The 23,915-nt window shown below is 73.1% G+C and carries 20 protein-coding genes and 1 tRNA gene; 10 read left to right on the forward strand and 11 right to left on the reverse strand.

Features of this window, described 5'->3' with window-relative positions; genetic code table 11:
* Positions 1 to 2: 2 nt before the first annotated feature.
* Positions 3 to 1,859, reverse strand: coding sequence for a putative bifunctional diguanylate cyclase/phosphodiesterase (locus tag RLT58_RS23270; RefSeq protein WP_311312307.1), 1,857 nt, complete (start codon positions 1,857 to 1,859; stop codon positions 3 to 5).
* A 392-nt stretch (positions 1,860 to 2,251) separates the two neighbouring features.
* Here RLT58_RS23270 and RLT58_RS23275 point away from each other — a divergent pair, with 392 nt between their 5' ends.
* Positions 2,252 to 3,493 (forward strand): M6 family metalloprotease domain-containing protein, encoded by a 1,242-nt coding sequence (locus RLT58_RS23275; RefSeq protein ID WP_399131668.1) that lies wholly within the window; start codon positions 2,252 to 2,254, stop codon positions 3,491 to 3,493.
* Between the two features lie 71 nt (positions 3,494 to 3,564).
* Here the strand turns inward: RLT58_RS23275 and RLT58_RS23280 are convergent.
* Both RLT58_RS23280 and RLT58_RS23285 read right to left on the reverse strand, forming a co-directional pair.
* Positions 3,565 to 3,638 (reverse strand) — tRNA-Lys (locus tag RLT58_RS23280).
* Entirely contained in the window at positions 3,629 to 4,348 is a 720-nt protein-coding gene (locus RLT58_RS23285) for a bifunctional DNA primase/polymerase (protein ID WP_311312309.1), read from the reverse strand. The genes RLT58_RS23280 and RLT58_RS23285 overlap by 10 nt, the downstream gene beginning before the upstream one ends.
* 347 nt (positions 4,349 to 4,695) lie before the next feature.
* Between RLT58_RS23285 and RLT58_RS23290 the strand changes: the two genes are divergently transcribed.
* Positions 4,696 to 5,133 (forward strand): hypothetical protein, encoded by a 438-nt coding sequence (locus RLT58_RS23290; protein WP_311314616.1) that lies wholly within the window; start codon positions 4,696 to 4,698, stop codon positions 5,131 to 5,133.
* A 187-nt stretch (positions 5,134 to 5,320) separates the two neighbouring features.
* Here RLT58_RS23290 and RLT58_RS23295 read toward each other — a convergent pair whose 3' ends face one another.
* The 5 genes from RLT58_RS23295 to RLT58_RS23315 all read right to left on the reverse strand — a co-directional run bounded on the left by RLT58_RS23295 (position 5,321) and on the right by RLT58_RS23315 (position 10,746).
* Complete coding sequence (locus RLT58_RS23295) at positions 5,321 to 5,659, reverse strand: DUF8844 domain-containing protein (RefSeq protein ID WP_311312310.1); 339 nt, start codon at positions 5,657 to 5,659, stop codon at positions 5,321 to 5,323.
* 105 nt (positions 5,660 to 5,764) lie between these two features.
* Positions 5,765 to 7,099: an AAA domain-containing protein gene (locus RLT58_RS23300; RefSeq protein WP_311312311.1), complete on the reverse strand. Its 1,335-nt coding sequence runs from the start codon at positions 7,097 to 7,099 to the stop codon at positions 5,765 to 5,767.
* On the reverse strand, positions 7,096 to 8,712 hold the full coding sequence (locus RLT58_RS23305) for a hypothetical protein (RefSeq protein ID WP_311312312.1): 1,617 nt from the start codon (positions 8,710 to 8,712) through the stop codon (positions 7,096 to 7,098). The genes RLT58_RS23300 and RLT58_RS23305 overlap by 4 nt, the downstream gene beginning before the upstream one ends.
* Positions 8,703 to 9,845 carry a hypothetical protein gene (locus RLT58_RS23310; RefSeq protein WP_399131944.1) on the reverse strand — a complete coding sequence of 381 codons (1,143 nt, stop codon included), beginning with the start codon at positions 9,843 to 9,845 and terminating at the stop codon, positions 8,703 to 8,705. Before RLT58_RS23310 ends, RLT58_RS23305 begins: the two co-directional genes overlap by 10 nt.
* Positions 9,775 to 10,746 carry a phosphatase PAP2 family protein gene (locus tag RLT58_RS23315; protein WP_311312314.1) on the reverse strand — a complete coding sequence of 324 codons (972 nt, stop codon included), beginning with the start codon at positions 10,744 to 10,746 and terminating at the stop codon, positions 9,775 to 9,777. Before RLT58_RS23315 ends, RLT58_RS23310 begins: the two co-directional genes overlap by 71 nt.
* A 226-nt stretch (positions 10,747 to 10,972) precedes the next feature.
* Here RLT58_RS23315 and RLT58_RS23320 point away from each other — a divergent pair, with 226 nt between their 5' ends.
* Positions 10,973 to 11,569, forward strand: coding sequence for a histidine phosphatase family protein (locus tag RLT58_RS23320; RefSeq protein ID WP_311312315.1), 597 nt, complete (start codon positions 10,973 to 10,975; stop codon positions 11,567 to 11,569).
* Between the two features lie 54 nt (positions 11,570 to 11,623).
* Here the strand turns inward: RLT58_RS23320 and RLT58_RS23325 are convergent, their stop codons facing one another.
* Positions 11,624 to 12,991, reverse strand: a complete 1,368-nt coding sequence (locus tag RLT58_RS23325; RefSeq protein ID WP_311312316.1) for an NsdA family TPR-like regulatory protein — start codon at positions 12,989 to 12,991, stop codon at positions 11,624 to 11,626.
* A gap of 267 nt (positions 12,992 to 13,258) precedes the next feature.
* On the opposite strand from RLT58_RS23325, the gene RLT58_RS23330 reads away from it, so the two are divergent.
* Both RLT58_RS23330 and RLT58_RS23335 read left to right on the forward strand, forming a co-directional pair.
* Entirely contained in the window at positions 13,259 to 13,669 is a 411-nt protein-coding gene (locus RLT58_RS23330) for a hypothetical protein (protein ID WP_399131945.1), read from the forward strand.
* A 97-nt stretch (positions 13,670 to 13,766) separates the two neighbouring features.
* Positions 13,767 to 14,684 (forward strand): spermidine synthase, encoded by a 918-nt coding sequence (locus tag RLT58_RS23335; protein ID WP_399131669.1) that lies wholly within the window; start codon positions 13,767 to 13,769, stop codon positions 14,682 to 14,684.
* Positions 14,685 to 14,700: 16 nt separating this feature from the next.
* On the opposite strand, the gene RLT58_RS23340 is transcribed toward RLT58_RS23335, so the two are convergent.
* Positions 14,701 to 15,258 carry a hypothetical protein gene (locus tag RLT58_RS23340; protein ID WP_311312317.1) on the reverse strand — a complete coding sequence of 186 codons (558 nt, stop codon included), beginning with the start codon at positions 15,256 to 15,258 and terminating at the stop codon, positions 14,701 to 14,703.
* Between the two features lie 91 nt (positions 15,259 to 15,349).
* Between RLT58_RS23340 and RLT58_RS23345 the strand changes: the two genes are divergently transcribed.
* The 3 genes from RLT58_RS23345 to RLT58_RS23355 all read left to right on the forward strand — a co-directional run bounded on the left by RLT58_RS23345 (position 15,350) and on the right by RLT58_RS23355 (position 19,115).
* A complete protein-coding gene (locus tag RLT58_RS23345) occupies positions 15,350 to 16,060 on the forward strand; it encodes a response regulator transcription factor (protein ID WP_311312318.1) in 711 nt (236 codons plus the stop codon).
* The gene (locus RLT58_RS23350; protein ID WP_311312319.1) at positions 16,057 to 17,493 is read left to right on the forward strand and encodes a HAMP domain-containing sensor histidine kinase; all 1,437 of its coding nucleotides are present in this window, start codon (positions 16,057 to 16,059) and stop codon (positions 17,491 to 17,493) included. Before RLT58_RS23345 ends, RLT58_RS23350 begins: the two co-directional genes overlap by 4 nt.
* A gap of 128 nt (positions 17,494 to 17,621) precedes the next feature.
* Positions 17,622 to 19,115 carry a glycoside hydrolase family 18 protein gene (locus RLT58_RS23355; RefSeq protein WP_311312320.1) on the forward strand — a complete coding sequence of 498 codons (1,494 nt, stop codon included), beginning with the start codon at positions 17,622 to 17,624 and terminating at the stop codon, positions 19,113 to 19,115.
* Between the two features lie 176 nt (positions 19,116 to 19,291).
* On the opposite strand, the gene RLT58_RS23360 is transcribed toward RLT58_RS23355, so the two are convergent.
* Positions 19,292 to 21,073, reverse strand: coding sequence for a 2-isopropylmalate synthase (locus RLT58_RS23360; RefSeq protein ID WP_311312321.1), 1,782 nt, complete (start codon positions 21,071 to 21,073; stop codon positions 19,292 to 19,294).
* A gap of 165 nt (positions 21,074 to 21,238) precedes the next feature.
* On the opposite strand from RLT58_RS23360, the gene RLT58_RS23365 reads away from it, so the two are divergent.
* Together RLT58_RS23365 and RLT58_RS23370 are read left to right on the forward strand one after the other, a co-directional pair.
* Positions 21,239 to 21,940, forward strand: coding sequence for a FadR/GntR family transcriptional regulator (locus RLT58_RS23365; RefSeq protein ID WP_399131670.1), 702 nt, complete (start codon positions 21,239 to 21,241; stop codon positions 21,938 to 21,940).
* A gap of 533 nt (positions 21,941 to 22,473) precedes the next feature.
* Positions 22,474 to 23,802, forward strand: coding sequence for an ABC transporter substrate-binding protein (locus RLT58_RS23370; RefSeq protein WP_311312322.1), 1,329 nt, complete (start codon positions 22,474 to 22,476; stop codon positions 23,800 to 23,802).
* Positions 23,803 to 23,915 lie beyond the last annotated feature (113 nt).

Raw genomic sequence — 23,915 nt, forward strand, 5'->3', positions numbered from 1 at the left:
CCTCAGGCCTCCAGGGCGCGGGTGCCGATCAGTTCCGCGATGCGCTCCGGGGCGACCGCGCGCGAGTAGAGCCAGCCCTGTCCGGTGTCGCAGCCGATCCTGCGCAGCCGTTCCGCCTGGCCGGCCGTCTCCACGCACTCCGCGGTGACGGTCAGGCCCAGGCGGTGGGCCAGCTGGACCATCGCCTCGACGATCGTCTCGTCGGCGGGGCTGGGGTGCGTCCCGTCCTCGTAGCGGAAACCGCGTACGAAGGCGCCGTCCAGCTTCAGTACGGAGACCGGCAGCCGGCTGAGATAGGCGAGGTTGGAGTAGCCGGTGCCGAAGTCGTCGATGGCGATGCGGACGCCCATGTCGCTGAGTGCCTGGAGCGCCTGGAGCGGCCGGCCCGCCGACCCCATCACCGCGGACTCGGTCAGCTCCAGCTGGAGCAGCGCCGGGTCGAGACCGGTCTCCGCGAGGATCTCCGCGACATCGGTCACCAGGTCGGAGTCCCAGACCTGGCGCACCGCGACGTTGACGCTGATGAACAGCGGCGGCTCCGCCGGATGGTCGAGCTGCCAGCGCCGGGCCTGCCGGCACGCCGACCGCAGCACCCACCGCCCGAGCTGCACGATCGAACCGTCCTCCTCGGCGATCGCGACGAACCGATTCGGCGAGAGCATGCCGAACTGCGGGTGGTTCCAGCGCACCAGCGCCTCCACCCCCCGCACGACCCCGTCGGCCATGCCGACCAGCGGCTGGTACTCGATGGTGAACTCGCCGCGCTCCACGGCCGGGCGGAGATTGGACGACAGGGCCTGACGGGTCATCCGGTGGGCGTTGCGCTCCGGGTCGAAGAGCGTCCAGCGGGCCTTGCCGTCGGCCTTCGCCCAGTACAGCGTCGTGTCGGCGGCCTGCATCAGGCCCGTGGCCGAGGTGCCCGCGACGGGCCGCTCCACCACGCCGATCGACGCGGAGACCGAGAGCCGCTGCCCGGCCAGGTCGAAGGGCTGCTGCACCGCGCTCAGCACCGCGCGGGCGAGATCGGTCAGCTGCTGCGTACCGGTGGACGACTCCACGAGGATCGCGAACTCGTCGCCGCCCAGGCGCGCCACCAGATGGGCCCCGGTCGGGTGCGGGGCCTCCTGCTCGGCGCAGTCCGTGAGCCGGGCCGCGACGGCGGCCAGCAGCCGGTCGCCGACACGGTGGCCCAGGGTGTCGTTGACGGCCTTGAAGCCGTCCAGGTCGAGGTAGACGAGCCCGATCCGGCCCCGCCCGGGAAGGCTGTCGTCGTGGTACGGAGCCGTCTCCAGGACGGCCGAGAGCCGCTCGAAGAACAGCGTCCGGTTGGGCAGCCGGGTCACCGGGTCGTGCATCTGGAGATGGCGCAGCCGCTTCTGGAGCTCGCGCCGGTCGCTGACGTCCGCGACGGAGAGCAGCACCTGACCGGGCGCGGTTCCCTCGGCCGGCTCCTGTGCCCCCGGCATCGGGACGACGGTGATCTCGGCCCACAGCGAACGCCCGTCGGGGTGCTTGAGCCGGCGGGTGCAGCGGAAGCGGGAGCGCCGGCCGTGCAGCACCTCGCGGTACGCGTGCCAGGTGCGGCCGTCCGCCGCGAGGTCGACCAGATCGGATGCGGACTGCGCGGTCAGCGCCGCAGCGCCGACGCCGGTCAGTGCCGCGAGCGCCTCGTTGGCGGTGACGATCAGCCCTTCGTGGTCCACGACGGCCATCGGGAGCGTGGCGGCCCGGAACGCCGCCCGGTAGTCGTGCGCCTCGGAGCCGGGCGGCCACGTCTCGTGACGCTCCGTGTCCGCAGGGGGCGGGGCAGAGGGTGCTGTGCCTTCCGGGGGCCTGCGCCCTTCGGAGGTTTCGCTCACCGTTCGCTCCCGCCCTGCAGTTCTGTCCCGGACACCTCTGGTCGGACTGGCCCGCCGCGTGGAGCGCCGTCGTCAGAGGCGGAAACCGCGCAGGAAAGCGAGGTGAAGCATAGAGGCTGGCACCTCGGCCGTTCCAGCGCCCCGAGCTTTCCGGACCCCGCGTCCGCCGCGCATGGGCCATTCGCGCACCGATCCGGTTTGCCCATGCCTGATTGTTTCTGCGCGGCTCTGTCCTCTCTCGTCCCTCTCACGTTGCGTCGGTGATCGATTGTGACTGTCCGTGAAAACGGTGCCGGTCGCGGCCGCTGACCCGCCTGGGCCAGCTCAACAGGACGAACCTCGCGAAACATCACAGAGTGGTGAGGTGTCCGCACCCCGCACCGGAGGTAGATGTGCCGCGTCAGCACGGACCCGGAGGAGTGGAGAGACCGCGTCCGCGCGCCGTGGCGGCCGGACTGATCTCCCTGCTGGCGCTCGCCGCCACCTCGCTCGTCGCGGGGCCGGCCGTGGCCGCCACCGGTGACGCGGCTCCCTGCGCGCTGCCCCGGACCGAGGCCCACCACTCCCTCGGCGTCGACCGCTGGAACGGCGCCTACCCGCGCCCCGACCACCCCCTCGACGCGGTCATGGTCTTCCTGTCCTTCCCCGACGCGAAGCCCGTCACCACGCCCGCCGAACTGACCTCCGACTACTTCCCGGCCACCACGCAGTTCTTCCAGCGCGCCTCGTACGGGAAGTTCGTCCTACGCCCGCACCTGCAGCAGCGGTGGATCCGGATGCCCAAACCGTCCACCTGGTACGGGATACAGCGTGACTGGGACAACGACCGGCGCGGCGCCTACCTGCGCGACGCGATCGACGCGGCGGACCCCGAGGTCGACTTCTCGCAGTACGACATCGTCTATCTCGTCGCGGATCCGGACGCTCCGGGCGTCGACTCCGACGCCACCAAGGTCGTCAACTTCGACCGGCCGCTGCACGCCGACGGCACGGACATCCGGCGCGTCGTCACCGTCTTCGAACAGCACCCCCCGGACCACAACGTCCTGGCCCACGAGACCGGACACGTCTTCGACCTGCCCGACCTCTACCACCGCCCCTCCGACGGCAAGGGCGACTGGGACACCTATGTCGGCGACTGGGACGTCATGGGCAGCCAGTTCGGCCTCTCGCCCGATCTCTTCGGCTGGCACAAGTGGAAGCTGGGCTGGCTGGACGACCGGCAGGTGACCTGTATCCAGAGCGACCGGCTCGTCACCCTCGAACCGATGGCGGCCGTCCCCGTGGCCGGTGCGTCCCTCGGGACCCGGCTCGCCGTGATCAGGACCGGCGAGGGCAGCGCCGTGGCCGTCGAGGCCCGCAGCTCCACCGGCAACGACCGCTCGGGCTGCACCGAGGGCGTCCTGCTCTACCGGGTCCGCAACGAGACCGCGTCGGGCGGCGGGCCGGTCGACGTGCTGGACACCCACCCCGACACCGACGCCTGCTGGGACCGGTCGGTCTATCCGCCGCTCGCGGACGCCCCGCTGCGTGTCGGCGAGACCTACTCCGTGCCCGGCGGACACACCACGATCGAGGTCGCCGACCGCACGCCGTCGGGCGCCTGGACGGTCCGGATCACCACCGGGACGTGAGCCTCGCCGGCCACCACGCCGACGACAACGAAGAAGCCCCCTCGCTCTCGCGAGGGGGCTTCCTCCGTCTGTGCGCCGCCAGGGACTCGAACCCCGGACCCGCTGATTAAGAGTCAGCTGCTCTAACCAACTGAGCTAGCGGCGCCTGCTGACGTCGTAGACCTTAGCACCCTGATCGGCGGGAGGAAAAATCGAAATACGAGGAGTCCGGGCGGGTGCCGAACGGGCCACCCGGACGCAGGCCCAGAGCAGGACGTCGGGCCCCGGGAGCCAGGGGCTGCGGGTGTCCGGCGCGACCAGCCAGCGCGGCCCGGAGAAGCTCGCATCGCAGGTCAGCGGCGGCACCGTCACCGCGTCACCCGTGCCGTGGCAGAGCAGCGGGGGCACCTTCGCACCGCCGCCTTCGCGTCCCTCGGCGGGCCGCCCGGAGCCCGCTCCCGGGCCGCCGCCCCACTCCTCCCAGTCCAGCAGCGAGGGCAGCCGCTGGGCGGTGCCGGGGGAGGCGAACAGCAGCATCCGGCCGCGGTGCGTGGCGACCGGTCCCGAGCCCGGGCCGTCGGCCCACAGGTGCTCCAGCATCCGGCGCCCGAACAGCGTGGGCACATTCACCACGTCGAACGCCGCACCGCACGGCAGCACTCCGGGCGCGGTCGGGTGCGACTCCCACTGGGCCAGGGTGCTGCGCGGATACGCCGTCGCCCCGGCCAGCCACGCGGCACCGGCCGCGGTGACCTGAGCCGTCTGGTTCCCCGCCTGCTCGCGCAGGACGGAGAAGATGTCGGCTTCGTGACCGGCGCGGTGGTGGGGTCCGTCGCCGTGGTGCAGGGTCGTTTCGTCGGGCAGCCATGCGGTCATGTGCACAGGTCTACCGGGAGTGATCAAGCGGATTCCGAGAGTTGCGGAAAAATGGTGCACGGTAACCGCGCGAGGAGTATGGTTCGCGCGGGCATATGCCGGTGGTGCTACCCGGCTCGACGGCGAGGCGGTCGGCGGTGCCGATCCCTGGCCGGCTGTCAGAGGTCGGGTTCGGGCGGCTCGGACCCGGCCGATGTCCCGGAACCCAATCCTTTTCGGAATAAGGAATTCCGATGGTGACCGATTGGGGAACTCCCTTGAACGGGTGATCCGGCCTTGTTAGTTTTGGGCCGTCGAGTTCCATGCCAAGAAATTCACTCGAAGCCTGAAAGGGGTTTGTCTTGAAGATGCGCAAGGCTGTCAGGTCGCTCTTCGTCGCTGCTGTGGCGATAGGCACGACTGTGGCATTCCAAGGGGTGGCTTCCGCAGCAAGCTATACGTACCGGGCCACCAATGTCAGCGGTGGCCCCGACTGGGGCCAGTTGAAGGCGTGCTCGAACGTCAATTACAACGGAGAAGCGGGGAGGGCGTGCTTCCAGCCGAACGGTGACAAATTCTGGGTCCAGGACCTCAAGGACGACGGGCATCACGTCGAGATGAACGCCCAGGTCAACATCAACGGCAATTGGTATCACTGCCTGGATTATCACGGCGCCGCAGCGGGCTGGACATACTGCTCTTTCGCGTCGGTCGTACCTGAGAATGCGAGAATTGCGTACAACTCCTCCGTCTGGGAGGGGAGCAAGCTGCTGAGCACAGGCACCCTGCTGGCCACTGACACATAGAACATGCCTCGCGTGGTGGGTTTCGCGACATCCCGCAGGCCGGTGAAGGCGGCAGGGCCTCGGTCTTCCAGCGGTCGCGGAGGAGTGCGGCAAGCTGTGCCGCGCCCGCCTGCTCGGTGGTCGGGCCGGCCGGCAGCCGCACACGAGCCGGCGGGCGCCCTTCGCCGTGGCCGGCACCGGAATCCGTCTATGACCGCGGTTGGTTCAGCAGACTGCGGCCGAACTCGACCATCTTGCGCGCGTAGTCCTCGGTCCACTCCGCCCGCTCCGCGATGTCCGCGGTCGTGAGCCGGTCGAACCGGCGCGGATCCGCCAGCTGGGCGGCGGCGACCGCCTGGAACTCGACCGCGCGGTCGGTCGCCGCACGGAACGCCAGCGCGAGTTCGGTCGCCCGGCCGAGCAGCTCCTTGGGATCGTCCATCGACTCCAGGTCGAAGAAGTGCTCGGGGTCCGCGACCGCCGCGGACGGCTCGAAGAGCAGGGGTGCCGGGCGCAGCCGCTGCTCGTTCCGCTCGGGTTGTGGCATGTGGTTGTTCCTCCTCCGGTGGGCCCGACGGCCACCCTCCATTGTCCAGCCCTCCGCAAGGGCGCTCACGAGGGAGTGCGACGCCCCCGCCGCGCCCCCGCGCACTCAACACGCCCACCGCACCCGGTGTTCCGCGAGATGCGCCAGCACCGCGTGGTTCGCCTCCCAGCCGTCCGGGAACTTCACCGTCACGCCCAGCTGGACCGGCTCCGTCGAGGGATGCTCGTCCAGCAGTTCGGCGACCCCCTCGCGGCAGACCACAATGCAGGCGTGCCGGTGCCGGGACGCCAGCACGCACAGCCGGCCCGTCTCCAGATGGAACGCGGTCGCGTCCGGGCGGCCGGAGAGCGGATGCAGCACCACCGTCACGTCGAACTCCCGGCCCTGGAGCCGGTTCGCGGTGTCGACCGCCACCCCCGTCACCCCCAGCTCCGCGAGCGCCGCGCGCACCGCCGCCGCCTGGTCGCGGTGCGCCGTGCCGACCGCGATCCGGTCCGCCGTCACCGGCGCCGCGTCCGGCGACCGCTCACTGGTGGCCGCCCCGCCCCGGTCCAGGAGCCGGCGCACCACCAGGGCCACCGCCCGGACCGCCTCCGGGTCCGTGCGCGGGGTGTGCCGGGCCGGCAGCTCCAGCAGCCCCCAGCCCGACTCCGCCGCCTCGTCCAGCACCCGGTCCGCCGCCGACCCGTCCGACGCGACGCCGAAGGACAGCTTCCGGTCGCCGTGGTCCGTACCGCTGCGGAACGGGGTGTACGGGTAGAACGCGTCCGACACCAGCGGCGCGGCCGAGGCCGGCAGCCGCCAGGAGACCGGCAGCCGGTGCTGCGGCAGCTCCGGATTGTGCGCGAGCAGCGTGCTCACCGCACTGGCCGACGGGTCGTAGCTCAGCCCCGCCCACTGGTCCGCGCCGACGATCGAGAACGGGTCCAGCTGCCCCGGGTCCCCGACGAACAGCGCCCGCTCGAAGAGCCCGGCGACGGCCAGCAGCGCGTCCGAACGCATCTGGTACGCCTCGTCCACGATCGCATGGCCCCACGGCTCCACGTTCTTCACATGGGCCCACTTGGCCGCCGTCGAGATGACGATGTCGAGCCCCGCCAGATCCGCCGCCTTCGCCGACTTGCGTACGTTGTCCAGCCCGTCGAGCACCTTGTCGTACGGGTCGGAGTCGCTGCTGTGCAGCCGGCCGACCGGCAGCCCGGGGTCCTTCTCGGCGAGCCGGACCACCAGGTCGTCCACCTGGGCGTTCGTCTGCGCGACCACCATCAGGGGGCGCCCCGCCGCGGCCAGCTCCAGCGCGGCGCGCACCACCAGCGTCGACTTCCCCGCGCCCGGCGGGGAGTCCACCACGATGCCGCGCGCCGTGCCGTTCAGCGTGTCGTCCAGGATCCGCGCGGTGGCCAGGCCCGCCGCCGCGCCGGGGTCGAATACGGCCGTCACAGCAGGTCCTCCGGGGTCACGGGGTCGGGGCGCTCCGCCGTCGCACCGGCGCCCGGCGGGCCGCCGTGGGTCCACGGGGTCTCCTCCGCCTCCGGCAGCTGCGGGCCGCCGCGCTGGTCGTGTTCGAACAGGGTCCAGGCGATCCGGTCGCCCGGCTCAGGGACGGACCCCGGCGCCGGCTCCTTGCCCCGGCCCATCCGGTCCATGATCCGCAGCACCAGCGCGGGCGCGGCACCCGCCGCCTCCCCGTCCGCCGGGACGTACCCCGCGAACTCGGCGGTCTGCGGCTTCCCGTCCAGCGAGCGGTAGACCTTGACCCGCTCGCCCAGCTGCGGCCGCTCGTCGGTCCGGACGGTGACCAGCGGGCGCGGCGAGGGGCGCTTGGACTCGCTGTACGCCATCTCCACCGCCACCACCTCGCCGAGGAACGCCTCGCCCGCCAGCCGGCGGCCGGCCAGCACCAGCGGATCGTCCAGCGCCTCCTGGGCCTCCAGCTGGGCCTGCGCCGTCTCCCGCGCGGCCAGCTTGCGGGCCGCCGTCACCGCGTCGTCCCGGCGCGGCTGGGGCGGCTCCCCGGCGCGCACCCGGTCGCGGTGGCCGGTGAACGACCAGCGGTCGCGGGTCCAGCGGTCCTCGGTCCTGCTCCCCTCGGGCAGCTCCCGCAGCAGGTCGAGCCCCCGCCACACCGCGTCCCAGGTCGGCCGCAGCACCCCGGCCAGCAGCGCCCTGATCTCCCGCTCGGCCGCCGTCAGCGCGGCCAGCCGGGCATCGGCCGCCAGCCCGTCCTCGGCGGCGGCGAGCGAGCCGCGCGCCCGGTCGTACCGCTCGATCGCCGGGGCCAGCAGCCGGTTGTCGAAGTCCGGGTCGGTGGCCGGGCCGGCCGGCGGGCACAGCAGCTGACCGGCGGCGTCCCGGGCCAGCTCGGCGCGGAGCGCGGCCTCGGCGCCGGACTCGCCGGCCGGCGGGTCGATCCAGGCGAGCAGGGCGCCCAGATGCTGGTCCTCCAGCGTGGACTGGCCGCTCGCCCAGTGCCGGTTGAGCAGATCCGTGCAGGCCAGCAGCAGCGAGGAGCCCGGCACCCGGGCGCGCTCGCCGTAGTGCGTCAGCCAGCGGCCCAGCAGCGGGACCCGGGCCGGCGCCGGGTACGGGGTGTCGGGGTCGTCCTCGGCGGTGCGCCGGAACCGCATCGAGCGGCCGAGCAGCCGGACGAACTCGATGCCCGCCCGGCTCGGCACGATCAGCTGGGCCGCGTCCGTGCACAGCTCGGTCTCGACCTTGGCCTTCTTGCCGGTCGCGGGGTCCGTCTCGTTGCGCTCGGCCGGTTCGATCACGTCCGTGTACGCCTCGATGTGCGGCAGGACCGCCTCGGCCAGCTCGGCGAGGAACGCGGAGCGCAGGTCCCGGTCGCGCGGCTGGGCCACCACCAGCAGCCGGGGCGCGTCCCGGTCGGTGCCGACGAGGGCGCCGAGCGGGGCTCCCGCCTCGCCCGCGGTGGTGAGCGGCACCAGGACGAGCGGCCGGTCGGTGAGCCGGCGGTGGCGGACGGTGGCCGTGGGCCGGGCCCGGCCGCTCTCCACGGCCTCCAGCCGGGCCAGGGTGCTGATCAGTGACATGCGGTGCGGCCCTCCAGAGCCTCGGCGCGCAGGGCCGCCGCGCGGCGCAGGGCGGCGACCGCGGGATCCGCCGGATCGCCCTCCTTGCCCGCGGCCGCCGCGAGCACCTCGCCGACCGTGGTCAGCCCGCCCAGCTCGCCGCGCACGCCGCGTCCGAGCGCCTCGACGGCCCCGGCCGCGCGTGCCTTGCCCCGGCAGTGGAACGCCAGCTCGCAGGCGGCCAGGCACTCCGGCGCGTACGCCGCGGCGACGGACTCGACCGCGCTGTCCAGCTCCTCGGGCGAGCGCTCCGGGTCGAACGTGGTGCCCTCGGGCAGGGCGGCCGCGATCTCGTCGATCCGGGTGAGCCTGGTCAGCTGGCGGCGGGTGACCGCGCGCTGCTTGCGCACGTCGACGACGGAGGCGGCCGGCAGGTTGGAGAAGTCCTTGGGGCAGACCAGCAGCACCCGGTGGCCGACCCCGGCGCCCTCGGTCACCTCGGCGACCCGCTCCAGCGCCAGGACGTACACGGCGGACTGGCGGGCCGCCGCGCCGACCTTCGCGGCGTCGGCGGAGCTGTCGATCATGGGGAAGGACTTGATCTCCACGACGGTCCAGGTGCCGTCGGGGTGGACCACCACCGCGTCCGGCTCCAGATAGGCGGGGGAGCCCGCCACGTCCAGGGCCAGCATCGGGTGGTCCAGCAGCGACCAGCCGCCGGCCCCGGTGGCCTCCCGCAGGGCGAGCGCGGTGCGCGCGGCCCGGCCCTCGGGCCCGGCCGCCGTCAGATCCGGCACCCGGACGTCCCGGGGCGGCTCGCCCCGGCCGCCGAGCCGCTCGTGCAGCAGGCGCATCAGCTCCGTACCGCCGTCGGCCTTGACCCTGGCCTCGAAGGCGTTGCCCCGCATGAAGGCGAACTGGGACTGGCCGAAGGGGGCCGGAGAGCCGAGGGCGGTGGCGAGCGCGGCCTTGTCGACCCCCGCCCCGTCGAGCAGGGCGCGCCGCTTGCAGCCGGGGTTGGCGGCGAGGGCGGCGAGCGCGCGGGCGTCCAGCGGGCGCGGGGCGACCGCCGGGCCCCTCAGCTCAGCGAGCCGCCGTCGCAGCGTCACCGCCCCCGGCTCGCCCTGCGGAGGCGGGGACGTCGGCCGGGGCAGGTGGGCCGGCCGGCGCCGCTGCGTCGGTGGGGTCTGCGGAGGAGGTCCGCTGGCCGGGGATTCGCTCACCCGCGGAAGTCTTGCATCCGGCACTGACATCCGGGGACTTCGTGGTCGCGGACACCCGTGCGAAGCGGGTCACGGCGGCCTGCTTGGCCCGGTCGGCGAGGCGCATCACGGGCCGGGCGAGCAGGGCCCCGACGCCCATGACGGCGGCGCCGGCGACGGCGTCGAGGAAGTAGTGGTTGGCGGTGCCCATCACGACGAAGGTGGTGAGCAGCGGGTAGGCGATGCCGGCGGCCCGGACGAGCGGGTGCTTGCCGTGGCGCCACAGGAGGATGCCGCACCACAGGGACCAGCCGACGTGCAGGCTGGGCATCGCCGCGTACTGGTTGGTCATGCCGCCCATGCCGCGCGGCGCGCTCGCCTCGGCGCCCCACCAGCCGTACGAGCTGTACTGGGCCATCGTGTCGACGAAGCCGTGTCCGGCGGACAGCAGCCGGGGCGGGCAGGTCGGCATCAGCGTGAAGCCGATCAGGCCGAGCATGGTCGAGGTCATCAGCCAGGTGCGGGCCCTGCGGTAGGCCGCCGAGTGGCGCCGGAAGATCCAGATCAGGACGGCCGGGGTGACCAGGTAGTGCAGGGAGGCGTAGGCGAAGTCGGCGGGTATGCCTATGGAGGCGTGCGCCGTGAACAGCCGGTTGAGCGGGTGTTCGGCGTTGAGGAACAGGGTCTGTTCCAGATGAAGGATGCGCAGACCGTGGTCGACGGCCGTGGACACGTCCCCGCGGACCAGGAGTCTGCCGCCGGAGTATGCCGCGTACACCAGGGCCAGGAGCGGCAGCTCGGTCCACCAACGAGGCCGTTGGTGCGGCGCGGGCGCGGTGGTGGCATGCGGCATCCGGAAGTTCTCCATCATGTGTTCATGCGGCCGACGGCGGGCGTTCAACCGTACGGTGCACGTCGGCCTTGATTCCCCCGGGGGTGCCGGTCCGCACCCCACAGGTGCGAGGACGCTGGTGCGGCCCCCCGGGTTGCCTCGCGGGCAGGTGCGGGATGATGGAAATCCGGACGATGATCTCAGATCCAGCATCCTGAGGTCACAGTTTTCGAGGGAGAGCCGTCACATGGCACCGCGCATCCTGCTGGCCCGCCACGGGCAGACGGAATGGTCCGTCAAGGGCAATCACACCGGCAGGACGGACATTCCGCTGCTCGACGCCGGGCGGGCCGGGGCCAAGCTGCTGGGCGAGCGGCTGCACCGGGGGCCGTGGGCGGACCTGCCCGGCCTGGAGGTCCGCACGAGTCCGCTGCTGCGGGCCGCCGAGACCTGCGAGCTGGCGGGCTTCGGCGGGCGCGCGGAGCGGTGGGACGCGCTGATGGAGTACGACTACGGGGCGTACGAGGGCCTGACCCCGGCCCAGATCAAGGCGGGCCGCCCCGACTGGTTCATCTGGCGCGACGGGGTCCCGGAGGGGGAGACCCTGGCCGAGCTGTCCGCCCGGGCCGACGAGATCGTGGCGTGGGCGCGCTCGGCGGACCGCGACGTCCTGGTCTTCGCGCACGGGCACATCCTGCGGGCGCTGGGGGCGCGGTGGCTGGGCGAGGACGTGTCCTTCGCCGCCCGCATCCGCCTGGACCCGACGTCCCTGTCGGTGCTGGGCTGGGCGTACGACGCGCCGGCGCTGGAACGCTGGAACGACACGGGGCACCTGGAGCGGTGAGCCGTCCCGGCCTGTCCGGCGTTTGAGGACGGAACCCTTCGCCCCGGTCCGTCCTCAAACGCCGGACAGGCTGAAAGGCGCATGGCGGTCCAGGAAGGACCTCACCTCCGGGGTGCCCCCGGCCCGGGGGGTCAGGACGGTCACCGCGTCGGCCAGCATGGTGCGGATGCGGGAGGAGTGGACCTGGTCCAGCAGGTCCAGCACCTGGTGGCCCGTCTCCGCCGCCTCCTCCACCAGCCCCGCCCGCGCCAGGTCCGTCGTCAGCTCCGCCCGGTACAGCGCCAGGTTCCGCGTGAAGTGCGGGTCCTGGAGCCGCGTCGCCCGCCGCGCGTGCCGGGCCGCCCGCGACCAGTCGCCCAGCGCCGACCAGCACTGCGCCTCCAGCATCTCCAGCTCCGCCTCCCGGAAGAAGGTCATCCACTCCGGGTCCGCACCGGACGGGCCCCGCCCGAACGCGGTGTGCGCCCGCCCGAGCGCCCGTTCGCAGCCGGTGCGGTCGCCGAGCCCCGCCCGGCCGCCCGCCTCCCGCAGGGCCAGCAGCGCCAGCAGCCGGGACGAGCCCAGCGGCTTGGCGGCCCGCTGCCCCGCCTCGGCCGCCCGTACCGACTCGCGCGCCCTGCCCGTGTCCCGCGCCAGGAACGACGCGTTGCAGAACGCGTGCGCCTCCAGGGCCGCGTCCCCGGCCACCCGGGCCGTCGCCAGCGCCTCCGCGTAGTGCGAGCGGGCGTCCTCGAAGCGGCCCGAGTCATGGGCCAGCCAGCCCACCGAGATGGCCAGCTCACCGGCCCCGCTGTGCAGCCGGTCCGTGGTGGAGCGCCGGGCCGCCGTTCCGGAGTCGAGCAGCGCGTATGCCGCCCGCAGCGGCCGTGAGGCCCGCCGGTACAGTCCGTCGCCGCCGTGCCGGTCGTCCAGCAGCCGGATCTGCCGTACCGCCTTCTCGACGGCACTCACCTCCGCCTCGCCGACCCGGCGCTGCGCGGGCAGGGAGACGGCGGACGTGCCGCCGATGCCCAGGCCCAGGGAGGTGGCGGCCACCGCGGTGGTGCCGCTCGTCATGAATACGCGACGCAGCACGTCGCTCTCCTCGTCGGTGTCGCCGCCGGGCACCAGCAGCGGGGAAGTCGGGGGTGGCGGGGCGGCCGCCCCGGGCCTGGCCGCCCGGCCGCGTACCGTCTCGCGCGGCGAGAAGCCCAGGTCCGCCAGGGTCGCCCCGGGGAACATGTGCAGGAAGACCCGCTCGTACGCGTAGTTGGGACAGCGGATCTCGCCGGACTCCACGCGTCCGATGTACCGGGCGTCGCACGCGACCTGCTCACCGATCTCGCGAGCGGACCTGCGTACCGCGGCAGCGAACTCCCCGGCGGAGCGCTGTCCGCGCAGCCGCCGGAAGGCGAGGTTGGGAACTGCCCGTGTCGACACCATGGCGGGGCCCTCTCTGGTGCGAGCCGGGCGCTGTTTCCGGTGTCCCGGCGGAGCAAGAACGTACCTGCTGTGACAGGTCGCACACGCAGAGTTTCCTGACAAAGCGGGCATCTCGCCCGTGATCCGCCATGAACTGCCACCCTTTGCGGCGGTGCTGCACCGTAGCCCTTGACGTGGTCCGGGCGTTGGTCCATGTGGAGACGGAGTCCGGCTCCGCCCGGCGATGAGAGGAGAGGTCCCTTGTTGCATCCCGTGTTGCATCTCGACATGGCGACCGGCACCACGGCCCCCGCGGAGGAGACCGGTGCGCCGGCCACGGCGCCGGAGCCCGAGCCCTGCGACCTGGTGACCGTCCCGGCCCGGCAGGGCCTGGAGGCGGTCGACATCCTGCGCCGGGGCGCGGACCAGGAGGCCGTCGGCCCGGTCCTGCACGACGGCGCCTGCGCCACCCTCGGCTTCCTGGTGCCGCCCGGCACCGCGCAGGGCTGGGACGTACCGGGCAGCGCCTGTACGCAGACCGACGGCCGAGGGCTGCGCATCCCCGCCGAGCCGCCGGTCTCCGGCAGCGGCTGGCTGCTGCCGCCCGCCGTGGACATCCCGGTCACCGACCCGGCCGTGCTGCGGGCCGCGCTCGACCAGGCGGCCCGGCTCATCGAGGCGGCCGACAACTGCCGCTGAGCCCATAATGGCCGGACGGCGGGCGCCCCGATCAGCCCGTCGCGGCCGGTCCCGTACCGGCCCCGGACCCGATGAGCAGTGAGCAGGGACGAGAGCAGTGGCACGTCGAGGAGCGGCCGGCGGCGCGGGCGGAAAGCGCGCGGACCGCAGGGCCGACCGCAAGGCCGCGCGCGGCGCCGGAGAGCCGGGCAACGTCCGCGAACCGGTGGACGGCGGCCTCGCCGAACTCGTCCCCGACCGGGAGCGCCGGCGCGCCTGGACCCTGACGATCGACGGCGCCCCGCAGTCCCATGTGGACCTCGACGACCCGACGTACCTCTCCTTCGAGTACCAGCGCCGCATCGGGCACATCGCCGACCTCGCCGCGCCCGCGGGACAGCCGCTGCACGTCGTCCACCTCGGCGGCGGCGCCTTCACCCTCGCCCGCTACATCGCCGCGACCCGCCCCCGCTCCACCCAGCAGATCGTCGAGGTGGACGCCGCCCTCGTCCAGCTGGTGCGCCGCGAACTGCCGCTGGACCCGCAGGCCAGGATCAGGGTCCGCGCCACCGACGCCCGCGCCGGGCTCGGGAAGATCCAGGACGGCTGGGCCGACCTCGTCATCGCCGACGTCTTCAGCGGGGCCCGTACCCCCGCCCACCTGACCAGCACCGAATTCCTCGCCGAGGTCCGCCGCGTCCTGAAACCCGGCGGGACCTACGCGGCCAACCTCGCCGACGGGCCACCGCTGGCCCATCTGCGCGGCCAGATCGCCACCGCCGCCACCGTCTTCCCCGAACTGACGCTCGCCGCCGACCCGGCCGTCTGGCGCGGCCGCCGCTTCGGCAACGCCGTGCTGCTCGCCTCCGACGTGGCGCCGAGGACCGCGGAGCTGACCCGCCGGGTGGCGACCGACCCGCACCCCGGACGCGTCGAACACGGCCGGGCGCTCGCCGACTTCACCGGCGGCGCCGCCCCGGTGCACGACGCGGACGCCAGGCCCTCACCGCCGCCGCCCGCCTCCGCGTTCGACTGAGCCGGGGCGCGCCGGACTACGCGGGGACGATCTCCACCATGGGCGGATGGTCGTTCCAGGTGCAGAAGACCGAGACCGTCCGGCCGTCGTCCTGGGTGAAGTCGACCCGGATCCAGGTCGTCTGCGTCCAGACCTGCATCGACCAGCTCTGCTCCGGGGTCGCCGACACCAGCTTCGCCGAGTCGGCGCCCATCTCGAACACCACCCGGCCGCCGTCCGTCCGGTAGCTCTTCGCCGTACCCGCCGGCGTGGCCGGGGCGGACGGGGACGCCGGCCGGGACGGTGTGCCCGCCGGGGTCCGCGAGGGCGCGGGGGAGCGGCTCGCGGACGGCTTCGTGGTGGTGGTCCGGGGCGTCGGCCGGGGCGACTTCGACGGAGAGGGCTCCGGGCGGTGCGTCGAGGACGACAGGTTCTCCGAGGCCTGCCCGTCCCGGCCGCCCGCCGCGATCGGCACCGCGCGCGGCGGGTCGTAGACCGTCCCCGCCAGCACGGTGTGCACGCCCCACCACGACAGCGTGACCGCCGCGCCGGTGGCGAGCGACCACGCGAGCGCGTGTACGAGTCCTCGTTGCATCGGGCACATCCTGCACCACGGCCCCCCCGCGGTGTCCCCACTACCGCCACCGGCCGGACCGCGACGGGTCCGATGGCGTACGGTGCCGCCCATGCCCAGTGTGCTCGTGGTCGAGGACGACCAGTTCGTACGTTCCGCCCTCATCCGGCACCTCACCGAGGCCTCCCACACGGTACGGAGTGTCGGCACCGCGCTCGAAGCGCTGCGCGAGGTCGCCCACTTCCGGTTCGACGTGGTCATCCTCGATCTCGGACTGCCCGATCTCGACGGCTCCGAGGCGCTGAAGATGCTGCGCGGCATCACCGACGTACCCGTCATCATCGCCACCGCCCGCGACGACGAGAGCGAGATCGTCCGGCTGCTGAACGACGGCGCCGACGACTACCTCACCAAGCCGTTCTCCGTGGAACACCTCTCGGCCCGGATGGCCGCCGTGCTGCGCCGCTCCCGGGCCACCGGCGGCGAGGCACCGCCCCCGCGCGTCATCCAGGTCGGGGGACTCTCCATAGACCCGCTGCGCCGGCAGGCCGCACTCGGCGGCACCGCACTCGACCTCACCCGCCGCGAGTTCGACCTGCTGACCTTCCTGGCCGGCCGCCCCGGCGTCGTCGTCCCGCGCAAGCAACTCCTCGCCGAGGTCTGGCAGCAGTCCTACGGAGACGACCAGACCATCGACGTCCACCTCTCGTGGCTCCGCCGCAAGCTCGGTGAGACGGCCGCCCGGCCGCGCTATCTGCACACCCTGCGCGGCGTCGGCGTGAAGCTCCAGCCGCCCGCCGAGGCGCCGGAGCCGCGCGCATGAGATGGGCCCTGGTCAAGGTCTGCCTGGCGGTCACCGCGATGGTCGTGGTCGCCTTCGCCGTACCGCTCGGCCTCGTCGTCAAGGAGATGGCGCGCGACCGCGCCTTCTCCGACGCCGAACGCCAGGCCGCGACGATCGGCCCCACGCTCTCCATCACCACCGACCGGGCCCAGCTGGAGACGGCCGTGATGACCACCGAACCCGGGGCCGCCAACCGGATGGCCGTCCACATCCCGGCCACCGGCGAGGCCGACGGCGTCCCCGTGGAGATCGGCCGCCGCCGCGCCACCCGCAAGGACCTGGAGACCGTGCGGGAGACCGGCCGCGCCTCCATCACCGAGGTGCCCGGCGGCTCCGCGCTGCTCCAGCCGACCGCGCTCGGCCCCGACAACACCGCCGTCGTCGAGGTGTTCGTCCCCGAGGACGAGGTCTCCAACGGGGTCGCCACCGCCTGGCTGATGCTCGCGGCCGTCGGCGTCGCGCTGATCGTCGGCTCGGTGGCGGTCGCCGACCGGCTCGGCGTGCGCATGGTGGAACCGGCCCGGCGCCTCGCCCGCGCCGCCCACGACCTGGGGGAGGGGCGGCTCGGGACCCGCGTCCCGGAGGAGGGGCCGACCGAACTCCGGTCCGCCGCGACGGCGTTCAACTCCATGGCCGACCAGGTCGTCCAGCTCCTGGCCAACGAGCGCGAACTCGCCGCCGACCTCTCGCACCGGCTGCGCACCCCGCTCACCGTCCTGCGCCTCAACGCCGCCTCGCTCGGTGAGGGACCCGCCGCCGAGCAGACCCGGGCGGCCGTCCAGCAACTGGAGCGCGAGGTCGACACGATCATCAGGACCGCCCGCGAACAGCGCCCGCAGACCCAGGGCCAGAGCGCGGGACCCGGGGCCGGCTGCGACGTCAGCGAGGTGATCCGCGAGCGGATGGACTTCTGGTCGGCGCTGGCCGAGGACGAGGGCCGCGAGGTGCGCCTCGCCGGAGTGGACCGTACGGTACGCATCCCGGTGGCCCGGCCCGAACTGGCCGCCGCACTCGACGCGTTGCTCGGCAACGTCTTCCGGCACACCCCCGAGGGCACCGCCTTCGCCGTCGACGTCCACCACAGCGGCGACGCGGTGATCGTGCTGGTCTCGGACGCGGGCGGGGGCATCGCGGACCCCAAGGCGGCCCTGGCGCGCGGCTCGGCGAAGGGCGCGGTGGGCTCGACCGGGCTCGGCCTCGACATCGTGCGCCGGGTCGCCGAGTCCACCGGCGGCGACGTGCGCATCGGCCGCTCCGTGCTCGGCGGCACCGAGGTGCGCCTCTGGATCGGGCTCGACGCACAGCGGCCCGAGCGGCGCGGGCGCGGCCACCGGGTGGGGCGGCAGCGGCGCGGAGCGAAGCGCCGCACCGACGGCCCCCGGTTCCGGTCCGGAGCGGGCCCCAACCTTTAGGGCGGCCGATGGGCTCCTTAAGCCAACCCTAAGAACATCAACTCGGGCCCGATCCAGGGCTTTTGCCCGTTTCCCTGCCGCTAGCGTGCTGCCGCACCCCCACTTCCGTATGACGAGGCAGGAACGCGATGGGCACCAGCACGCACCGGCGCACGGCGAGCACCACCACCAAGGCGATCGGCGCGGTCGTCGCCGCGGCCGCGATCGGCACAGCGGTATTCGCCTTCACCGGCACGGCCCAGGCGGCGGCGGTCGGCGCCGCGTACACCAGGACCAGTGGCTGGACCGGCGGCTACACCGGGCAGTACGTCGTCACCAACGACACCTCCACCGCCAAGTCCGGCTGGACGCTCGAATTCGACCTGCCGGCGGGCACAAAGCTCAGCTCGCTGTGGAACGGCGAGCACACCGTCAGCGGCAGCCACGTCACCGTCCGCCCCGCCAGCTGGGACAAGGAGCTGGCCCCCGGAAAGTCCGTCACCATCGGCTTCGTCACCAGTTCCGAGGGCACGGCGGCCGACCCCACCGGCTGCCTCATCGACGACAACAAGTGCTCCGTCGACACCGGCGCGACGCCCGAGCCCAGCGGCCGCCCCACCGAGACCGCGACCCCCACGCCGACCGCCACGGCCACCCCCACCGGGAAGCCGACCCCCACGGAGAAGCCCACCGAGGAGCCCACGCCCACCCCGACGCCGACCAGGACCGACGGCAGCACGGGCACGGCGGCGGGCGCGGGCTTCGCCCCGTACGTCGACACCTCGCTCTACCCCGCGTTCGACCTGGTGGACACCGCCTCCAAGACCGGCGTGAAGGAGTTCAACCTCGCCTTCATCACCTCCGGCGGCAGCTGCGCCCCGCTCTGGGGCGGCGTCACCGGCCTCGGTGACGACCAGGTCGCCTCCCAGATCGGCGCCCTGCGCGCGGCCGGCGGCGACGTCCGGGTCTCCTTCGGCGGCGCCGCCGGGTCCGAGCTGGCGCTGAACTGCACCTCGGCCGCCGATCTGGCCACCGCCTACGGCAAGGTCGTCGACACCTACAAGCTGACCAAGGTCGACTTCGACATCGAGGGCGGCGCGCTGCCCGACACGGCGGCCAACTCCCGCCGCGCCCAGGCCATCGCCCAGCTCCAGAAGTCCCACCCCGGCCTGGACGTCTCCTTCACCCTGCCGGTGATGCCCGAGGGACTGACCCAGCCCGGTGTGGACCTGGTCGCCGACGCCAAGAAGAACGGCGTGGACGTCGGGGCCGTCAACATCATGGCGATGGACTACGGCGCCTCCTACAGCGGTGACATGGGCACGTACGCGATCCAGGCGGCCACCGCCACGCAGGCCCAGATCAAGGGCGTGCTCGGGCTGTCCGACGCCGACGCGTGGAAGGCCGTCGCCGTCACCCCGATGATCGGGGTGAACGACGTCAGCACGGAGATCTTCAAGGTCGAGGACGCCACCCAGCTGGTGGCCTTCGCCAAGGAGAAGGGCCTCGGCCGGCTCGCCATGTGGTCGGGCACCCGGGACAAGCAGTGCGCCGGCGGTGCGCAGCCCACCGCGGACGCGTCGTGCAGCTCGATCGTGCAGGAGCCGCTGGCCTTCACGAAGGCGTTCGGCGCCTACAAGTAACCACCCCCCGCCCGTGCATCCCGGCCGGTCCCCACACTCCCCCCACCCGGCCGGGGTGCGCGCCCCATTTCCCGCGCGGCCCGTCCGGGGGCCCTCACCCGCCGGACAGGCTCACAAGAGGTCCTCAACCGCCGGACGGGCCTGATTCCTCCGCCCGGGCGGACCCGGTTCCGGGCTCAGCCCTCTACTCGGTTCACCGCCGACAGGACCGCTGCCACCGAGGCCGCCACGGAGGACGTGGCCCGGCCCGCGCCCCAGCGCACCGCGTCGCCGACCCGGCACCGCGCGTACGCCGTCACCGCGCCCGCCACCCCGTGCTCCGCGAAGTCCAGGACCGCGACCTTGACCCCGGCCCCCTCCAGCGCATGGGTGAACGCCCCCACCGGACCGCTGCCGGTGCCCTCGTGGTCGCCCTCGCGGCCGTCCACCCGCAGGGTGCAGACGAACCGGTGCTCCCCGCCCGGAGCCCGCTCCGTCGTCCAGGAGCTCAGCGCGACGGACCCGTCCCGGCCGGGGACCAGATACGCGGCTTCGAACAGGTCCCACAGGTCCTTCGGCGTCGCCTCCCGGCCGCTGTCGTCCGTCGCCTCCTGCACGGTGCGCGAGAAGTCCGCCCGCATCCCGGCCGGCAGCTCCACCCCGTGGTGGTCGCGCAGCAGATGCGCGATCCCGCCCTTGCCCGACTGGCTGTTGACCCGGATCACCGCCTCGTACGTCCGCCCCACGTCCGCCGGGTCGATCGGCAGGTACGGCACCGACCACAGCTCCGAGCCGCCCGCCTCCCGGTGCGCGAAGCCCTTGCTGATCGCGTCCTGGTGGGTGCCGGAGAACGCGGTGTACACCAGGTCCCCGCCGTACGGATGGCGCGGCGGCACCGCCAGCCGGTTGCAGTGCTCGACCGTGCGGCGGATCTCGTCGATGTCCGAGAAGTCGATCATCGGGTCGACGCCCTGGGCGTGCAGATTGAGCGCCAGGGTGACCAGGTCGACGTTGCCGGTGCGCTCCCCGTTGCCGAACAGGCAGCCCTCCACCCGCTGGGCCCCCGCCAGCACGGCGAGTTCGGCGCAGGCCACGCCCGTACCCCGGTCGTTGTGCGGGTGGACGGAGAGGATCACCGCGTCGCGGCGGGCCAGATGGCGGTGCATGTACTCGATCTGGTCCGCGTACACATTGGGCGTGGCGATCTCCACCGTGGCCGGGAGGTTGTGGATGACGGGCCGGTCCGGCGAGGCGTCCCACAGCTCGGTCAGGCTGTCGCAGACCTCCAGGACGAAGTCCGGCTCGGTCAGGACGAAAACCTCCGGCGAGAACTCGAACCGGATGTCCGCCCCCGGCCGGGCCCGCGCCAGCCGGTCCATCCGCCGGGCGGCGTCCAGCACCACGCCGTGCACCTCGGCCCGGTCGCGGCCGAGGACGACGTCGCGCCAGACGGGCGCGGTCGGGATGTAGAGGTGGACGACCACCCGGTCCAGGCCCGCGACGGACTCGAAGGTCCGGTCGATCAGCTCCGGCCTGGCGGGGGTGAAGACGACCACCGTCACGTCGTCCGGCACGGCCCCGCTCTCAGCCAGATGCCGGACGAAGCCGAAGTCGGTGCGGCTCGCTGACGGGTAGCCGACCTCGATCTCCTTGAAGCCCATCGCGACCAGCAGATCGAACATGCGCCGCTTGCGCGGGGTGTCCATCGGCTCGGCGAGCGCCTGGTTGCCGTCCCGCAGGTCGACCGGGACCCAGAGCGGTGCGTGGCCGATACGGGCCTGCGGCCAGCTCCGGCCGGTCAGCGGGATCTCGACGCGGTCGAACGCGGACCGGTAGCGGTGCGACGGCATGGAGCTGGAGCGTTGCGGATTCCAGCGGGGCGCGGTCTCGGGTACGGGGCCGCGGGGCGTGCAGAGGGTGGGGAAGCTGTGCATCGGTGACAGAACGTCGGACGTCGCCGCTGAGGTGGACTCGGGCATGAACGGTGTCTCTTCTCGCATCGCCGGATGCGACCGGCACAGCACGGCACCCCGCGGCGGGGTGCCGATCGCTTCAGGCCCCGCCGCGGCAGCCGAGAAGAAGGAGACCGCGGTACGTCATGACCGGTACCGTAGCCACAACCAAGTCCTCAGACAACCTGATAGGTGAACTCCGTGTCGTCGCTCGGTCCCCTCCGCCCCAGCCCCCTGGTCGAACAGGCCGCCGGCCATCTGCGCGCGCGGATCACCGAGGGCCACTGGCCGGTGGGCACGAAGCTCCCCGGCGAGACCACCCTCGCCAGGGAGCTGGGCGTGGGCCGCTCCACGGTCCGCGAGGCCGTCCGTACGCTCGCCACCCTCGGCCTGCTCCGCTCCCGCCAGGGCGCCGGCGTCTTCGTCATCGCCGACCACGCGGCGCAGGAGTGGCCGGTCCGGCTGCGGCGGGCCGCGGTCACCGACGTCTACGAGGTGCGCATGCTCGTCGAGGTCGAGGCCGCCCGGCTGGCCGCGCGGCGCCGCACCGACGAGGACCTGACCGCGCTGTCCGAGGCGCTCGACGCGCGGCGGGCGGCGGGCGCGGGGCCGGACGCCGGCTTCGTCGACGCGGACATCGCCCTGCACCGGGCGGTCGTGGCGGCCGCCCACAACCCCGTGCTCACCGACCTCTTCGGGGAGTTCGCGCCCGCCCTGCGCCAGGCGCTCATCGATCTGGTCGAGCTGCTGGGGCTGCGCCGGGAGAACCCGCACCACGGCGAGGCGGGCCACCGGGCGCTGGTCGCGGCGGTGGTGGCGGGCGACGCGGAGTCGGCGGCGCGGGCCGCCCGTACGGAGCTGGAAGCCACCCTGGCCCGCCTGCGCGCGGCCTGAGGGGCGGCTCCAGGGCCCCGCCCGGGGCGGCCCTCGTTCGGGCAAAGAACGCGGGGGTGCCCCTGAGCACCCCCGCAGCGCACTGCCCCGTTCACCTTCCGGCGGGCCCGGCCGCCGGGATCGAGGGCGGCGGCGACTGTTTCCGGGGGATTCCGCGAAAGCCGCGCGCCCCCGGCCGCTTGCCGGGAAAGGCCGCTTGATCGACTCTCAACACGCCTTCCACCTGCGGCAATTCGGGAATCACGCATTCCGAATCCCTCGTACGCGCGCTTTGGCAAGCCTTCGGCCGGACACGGTCTCGTGACTTGCAGGACACGCTCGCGCAACGGAAGCGTCTTCAAGTCTTGACACCCACCCCTCCCAGGCAGGAACCTTCCGACATCGAACGCATGGGAGCGCTCCCACATTGCGCGGGGATTTCCCGCGTGAACGGCACCGCCCGTGCCCTCCCACCTGAACCCACCGGCACCCGCACTCACCAGCGCGTATGCCACGCAGTGAGCCAGTCCCACCCTGGAACAAGGAGTAGTGGAATGCGTATCACCCGCACCGTCGCCGGCCGGAGCCGCAGAGTCGCGGTTCTGGCCACCACGGGCCTGACCGCTTCGGCCCTGCTGCTGACCGGCTGCAGCAGCGACTCCGACTCATCGGACAATTCGGCCTCGGATGCGAACGGGAAGATCACGCTGACCGTCGCCGACTTCGGGCAGTTCGGCTACAAGGAAGCCGGCCTGTTCGCCAAGTACCACGAGCTGCACCCGAACATCACGGTGAAGGAAGACACCACCGCCGATGAGAAGGTCTACTACCCCAAGCTGCTCCAGCAGCTGAACTCCGGCAGCGGTCTGGCCGACGTCCAGGGCCTCGAGGTCGGCCGTATCAAGGAGCTCGTCGACACCAAGGCGGACCAGTTCGCCGACCTGAGCAAGGTCATCGACGTCAACGAGTGGGTGTCCTGGAAGGAGAAGCAGGCCACCACCCCCGACGGCAAGGTGATCGGCGCGGGGACCGACATCGGCCCGATGTCGCTCTGCTACAACACCGAGCTCTTCAAGAAGGCCGGGCTGCCGACCGACCGCAAGGAAGTCGCCGCCAAGATCGCCGGTGGCTGGGAGGACTACCTCAAGCTCGGCGAGGAGTACAAGAAGAACGCCCCCTCGGGCACGTTCTACATGGACTCCGCCAGCGCCATGTACAACGCCGTCGTCAGCTCGAACGCGAAGCAGTACTACGACGAGAGCGGCAAGGCGATCTACAAGGACAGCCCCAGTGTCAAGCAGGGCTGGAACCTCGCGGCCGAGGCCGCGGACAAGAAGCTGACCCAGGGCCTGGCCCAGTTCAGCGACCCGTGGGCGGCCGCCCTGCGCAAGGGCACCATCGCCACCGTCGCCTGCCCCGCCTGGATGGCCGGCCAGATCTCGGTGAACGCCGGTGAGGGCAACAAGGGCAAGTGGAACATCACCACCGCCCCCGGCTCGACGGCCGCCAACTGGGGCGGCTCCTTCCTCGGTGTGCCCAAGGCCGGCAAGAACGTCGACGAGGCCACCAAGCTGGTCAAGTGGCTGACCGCCCCCGAGCAGCAGGCCGCCGTCTTCAAGGCGATCGGCAGCTTCCCGTCCAACAAGGGCGCGTACGAGCTGCCCGACGTGAAGAACGCGAAGCTCCCGTACTTCAACGACGCGCCCATCGGCCAGATCTACGCGGACGAGGCGAAGTCCATCCCGGAGACCGTCCTCGGCCCGAAGGACGCGGCCATCAAGGACACCATCTCCACCCAGATCAACAACATGGAGCAGCGCGGGACCGAGCCCGACGCGGCGTGGGAGGCGGCGACCAAGGCGATCGACAAGGTGATCGGCTGACCGTCGCGGAGCGGGCGGCCACCGGGCCGCCCGCACCTGCGTGTCCCCGTCCCGCGGGGTGGCCCGGGCCGACCGCCGCCGGCTTCGGCCCGTGCCCCCGTACCCGGGCAACT

Source organism: Streptomyces sp. ITFR-16 (genome assembly GCF_031844705.1).
GTDB lineage: Bacteria > Actinomycetota > Actinomycetes > Streptomycetales > Streptomycetaceae > Streptomyces.